At 67.2% G+C, this 4037-nt stretch carries 4 protein-coding genes and 1 CRISPR repeat array; of the genes, 1 reads left to right on the top strand and 3 read right to left on the bottom strand.

The window, feature by feature from the left end; all coding sequences use genetic code 11:
* Positions 1-151: 151 nt before the first annotated feature.
* Positions 152-424: a CRISPR direct-repeat array (repeat unit 29 nt; unit sequence GGGTCCATCCCCGCGTGTGCGGGGCTCAC).
* Positions 425-665: 241 nt separating this feature from the next.
* Positions 666-1115, bottom strand: coding sequence for a winged helix-turn-helix transcriptional regulator (locus tag ACJOT3_RS33235; RefSeq protein WP_406977099.1), 450 nt, complete (start codon positions 1113-1115; stop codon positions 666-668).
* Between the two features lie 95 nt (positions 1116-1210).
* Here ACJOT3_RS33235 and ACJOT3_RS33230 point away from each other — a divergent pair, with 95 nt between their 5' ends.
* A complete protein-coding gene (locus ACJOT3_RS33230) occupies positions 1211-2467 on the top strand; it encodes an MFS transporter (RefSeq protein ID WP_406977098.1) in 1257 nt (418 codons plus the stop codon).
* Positions 2468-2524: 57 nt separating this feature from the next.
* Here ACJOT3_RS33230 and ACJOT3_RS33225 read toward each other — a convergent pair whose 3' ends face one another.
* Both ACJOT3_RS33225 and ACJOT3_RS33220 read right to left on the bottom strand, forming a co-directional pair.
* Complete coding sequence (locus ACJOT3_RS33225) at positions 2525-2908, bottom strand: DUF397 domain-containing protein (RefSeq protein WP_406977097.1); 384 nt, start codon at positions 2906-2908, stop codon at positions 2525-2527.
* Complete coding sequence (locus tag ACJOT3_RS33220; protein ID WP_406977096.1) at positions 2905-3795, bottom strand: helix-turn-helix domain-containing protein; 891 nt, start codon at positions 3793-3795, stop codon at positions 2905-2907. The genes ACJOT3_RS33225 and ACJOT3_RS33220 overlap by 4 nt, the downstream gene beginning before the upstream one ends.
* Positions 3796-4037 lie beyond the last annotated feature (242 nt).

The following is a 4037-nucleotide window of genomic DNA, read 5'->3' as shown; positions in this document are numbered from 1 at the left end:
CCACCCACCAGAACCGCCCCGGCCCCCGAGCGCCTCCCGCCCGCACACGGACGACTACTCAAGTTTGACCACCCAGAAATCAACTTTGACTACCAGTAAGCAAAGTTGACTAGCGAGCGGTCGATAGCCGCCCAAAAACCGGAAACGCCCCGGCCCCATCCCCGCGTGTGCGGGGCTCACGTCGGTGACCAGGGCCCGGGCGGCGTCGACCAGGGCCCATCCCCGCGTGTGCGGGGCTCACTGGCGGCGGGTGGCCCGCCCGGACGGGTGCGCGGGTCCATCCCCGCGTGTGCGGGGCTCACTCCGGGGGCTGGGGTGGCTGCTCGGGCTGCGAGGGTCCATCCCCGCGTGTGCGGGGCTCACACGAACCAGAACAGGACCGAGTACTGGGTCTCGGGTCCATCCCCGCGTGTGCGGGGCTCACCGTTAACGACCTGGGGAGACGCGGGGCGTTATCTCCGCGTTATGTGCGTCTCGGGGCCGTTTGAGCCGACGTCTCCGGACACTGTGGCACGAGAAACAGCGCGAGCTCAAGACAAAGAGCAGAGAGCAGCGGCCGGGGCCAACCGAGATGCGTGAGGCCGCCCGGAGGCGAAGACTGCGGGGCGGCCTCCAGAGGGATCAGTGTTCCGGTCGGGTGAGCGACTCTCAACACGGACAGTTGCTCAATCTCCAGGGGCCACCTTGCGGACGTGGGTGTTGGTGGGGTCGAGGGGGGTGCCGTCGGCGGCGGTGGGGGTGAGCGGGGGGACCGGGGTGTTCGTGGCGAGGGCGAGGAGTTCGGAGTGCTCCTCCCCCGGGGCGAAGGCGTGGCGCTCCCCCCACTGGCGCAGGGCGACGACGACGGTGAACAGGTCCCGCCCCTTGTCGGTGAGGACGTACTCGTTGCGGGTGCCGCGCTCGTTGGGGTGCTGCTCCATGACGCCGACGGCGATGAGCGCGCGCAGGCGGTCGATGAGGATGTTCCGGGCGATGCCGAGGCCGCGCTGGAAGTCGCTGAACCTGCGAACCCCGTCGAAGGCGTCGCGCACGATCAGCAGTGACCAGCGGTCGCCGAGGAGGTCGAGGGTGCGGGCGACCGGGCAGTGCGGGTCGGTCCATTCCTGGTCGGGCATGCAGCCACTCCATCCTTCGGTTGCAGTTTGCAACCATATCGCCGTAGCCTCTGATTGGTTTCAAACTACTACTTAAATCTGTCAGGGGTGGGCGAATGACAAAGTGTGCGGACCCCGAAGTCGGGCTGGAGCCCGTGACGGGGGTGGTGCGGGGGCTGCTCGCGGTGCTGTGCGCGGTGGCCGTGGCGAACGTCTACTACGCGCAGCCGCTGCTGGAGCGGATCGGGACCGATCTGGGGATCCCCGCCGCCGGGTTGGGCGCGGTGGTCGCCGTGGCCCAGGCGGGGTACCTGGTGGGGCTGGTGCTGCTGGTGCCGTTGGGAGACCTGGTGGACCGGCGGACGCTCATCGTCGTGCAGGTGGTGGCGGTTGCCGCCGGGTGCGCGGTGGTGGTGGGGGCGACCGGGAGTGCCGGGCTGCTGGTGGGGATGGCCGTGGTCGGGTTGTTCTCGGTGGTGGTGCAGATCGCCGTGGCGTACGTGGCGGCGGTGAGCGGGCCCGCCGAACGCGGCCGCAACGTGGGCACGGTGACCGGTGGTGTGGTGGTGGGCATCATCCTGGCCCGGACGGTGTCCGGGGCAGTGGCCGATCTGGCCGACTGGCGGTGGGTGTACGCGGGTTCGGCGGTGCTGGCTTTGGTGCTGGCCGTGGCCGTGCTGGTGCTGCTGCCCGCAGCGACGGAGAAACGGAAGGTGCGCGGGCCGGGGTCGGCGAGCCGCTATGGGCGGGCAGTGGCCTCAGTGGTCACCCTGACCGCGACCGATCGGGTGTTCCGGGTCCGGGCGCTGATCTGTCTGTTCGTGTTCGCGTCGTTCGGGGTGCTGTGGAGCGGGATGGCTCTGCCGCTGAGCGGCGAGCCGTGGAACCTGTCGACGACGCAGATCGGGCTGTTCGGTGTGGTGGGGCTGGCGGGTGCGCTGGGCGCCGCTCGGGCCGGGCGGTGGGCCGACCGAGGGTGGGGTGAGGCCGTCACCGTGTGCTCGCTGGTGGGGTTGGTGGTGTCGTGGCTGTTCATCGGGCAGGCCGGACACTCATTGGTGCTGTTCGCGGTGGGAGTGGTGGTCCTGGACTTCGCAGTGCAAGCCGTGCATGTGACGAGCCAGAACCGCATCGTCGCGGCCAGGCCGGAGTCGAGCGGTCGGATCATCGGCGCGTACATGGTGTTCTACTCGTTGGGCAGCGCTCTGGGCGCCGTCACTGCGGCGTGGGTGTACGCGAAGGTGGGATGGGGCGCCGTCAGTGTGTTGGGCGCGGCGTACGCCGGAGCGGCGTTGGTGGTGTGGCTGGTGGATCGCCGTCTTCCGAGGGCAGGGGCCGATTCCCGCCCTCGCAGCGTGGGAGGGGTCGGGTGATCGCGCGCCGGGGAGGGGAAACCGTCCCGGCGCTCGCCGCCGTCAGGGTTATCGGGGTTAGCAGGCGCCGCCCTTGACGGTGGAGAGGAAGGATCCCCACTCCGGGGTCGCGAAGGAGAAGTACCCGTCTTCTGGGTTCTTGGAATCCCGCAGGTTGGTGTGGCACACCCCCGCCGCGACCTCCACGCAGTTACCACCGCTGCTGTCGCTGTAGGACGACTTCTCCCAGCCCAGAGCAACCTCAACGCAGTTGCCGCCGCCGCTACCGCTGTACGAGGACTTCTCCCACCCGTGGGCGACCTCCACGCAGTTGCCGCCCTGGTTACTGCTGTAGGACGACTTACGCCAGGAGAGAGCGACCTCCACGCACTCGCCGCCACCGCTGCCGCTGTAGGACGACTTACGCCACGCCAGTCCCGACACCTCGGGTCGCTCGGTCATAGCTCTCCCATAATCGAAGCCATCAGGTCAATCGAGGCGCGCGGGCTGAGTGTCTGCATGCACAACGTATTGAATGCCTGCCGTTTCGCATCCACCTCATGCGCCACTTCCGTCATTGTGGCATGTTCGCCGGACTCCAGGTAAAGGACAGAAGGGTCCTCGGGGAAGTCCAGGATGACCAGCGAACCGTCGAGACCGGCATGCTCGGTGATGTCGGTCGGTATCACCGCGATGTTGACCAACGGCCGCTCCGCCTGCTCGATGAGGTGCGCCAACTGCTTCTTGAGGACCGTACGTCCGCCGATCGGGCGGCGCAAAGCAGATTCGTCCATCACCGCGAAGAGCACCGGCGGCTTCTCCCGGTCGAGGACATGTTGACGGCCGAGCCTGGCCGCCGTGCGCTGCTCCAGCTTTTCATCGCCGATGTAGGGGCGCCGACAGCTCAATAGGGCACGCACATAATCCTCGGCTTGTAGCAGGCCCGGAACCACCTGGGGCTGGAAGTTGTAGATGGCAGAAGCCTCCGCCTCCAACTTGGCATAGGGCTTGAACCATCCCGGGTATGCCTCCTCCGTCAGCACCAACAAGGGCAGTATCCGGCCCAGAGCGCCACCGGTCTGCAACACCTCGTCGCAGCGCCCGGTGAACGGTGAGTGCAGCTTGTCCTCGGGCGTCGGGTCCAGAGGGGAGCTCTTGCCCGTCTCCACCTTGGAGATCTTGGGCTTGGAGTAGTTGATCCTCGCGCTCAGCTCGTCCTGGGTCAGTCCCGCGGCCTCGCGGAAGCGCCGCAGCTCAGAGCCGTAGTAGTTGAGCACCGGGGAGTCAGCGGAACTCTTTTTGTCCGCTTTATCGCTTTCATCGGAGGGAACAACGCGCAAGTCGGACATAAAGAACTCTCCAGCGCAGCCGAGGGGCGACCAGGGGGCATGGACGACGCCACAGCCACGCGAACCGAGGCAGACGTCCGACAATTTCTAGGTTACTGATCTTTGATTATGCGGTTGACGGAAACGGTGAGGGTTCCAAGCCGACCGACTCGATGAACCCCCGCAGCAGATCGGTGCGCTTGCGCACCAGACGCAGATGCGCGTTGATCACCTGCTCCAAATCCTCCAGACTCCGGAACAGA

The sequence above is a fragment of the Nocardiopsis protaetiae genome (genome assembly GCF_045446735.1).
GTDB classification, from domain to species: Bacteria; Actinomycetota; Actinomycetes; order Streptosporangiales; family Streptosporangiaceae; genus Nocardiopsis; species Nocardiopsis protaetiae.
The sequence above is the reverse complement of the archived record's forward strand: the minus strand, read 5'-3'. Positions and strand labels throughout refer to the sequence as shown.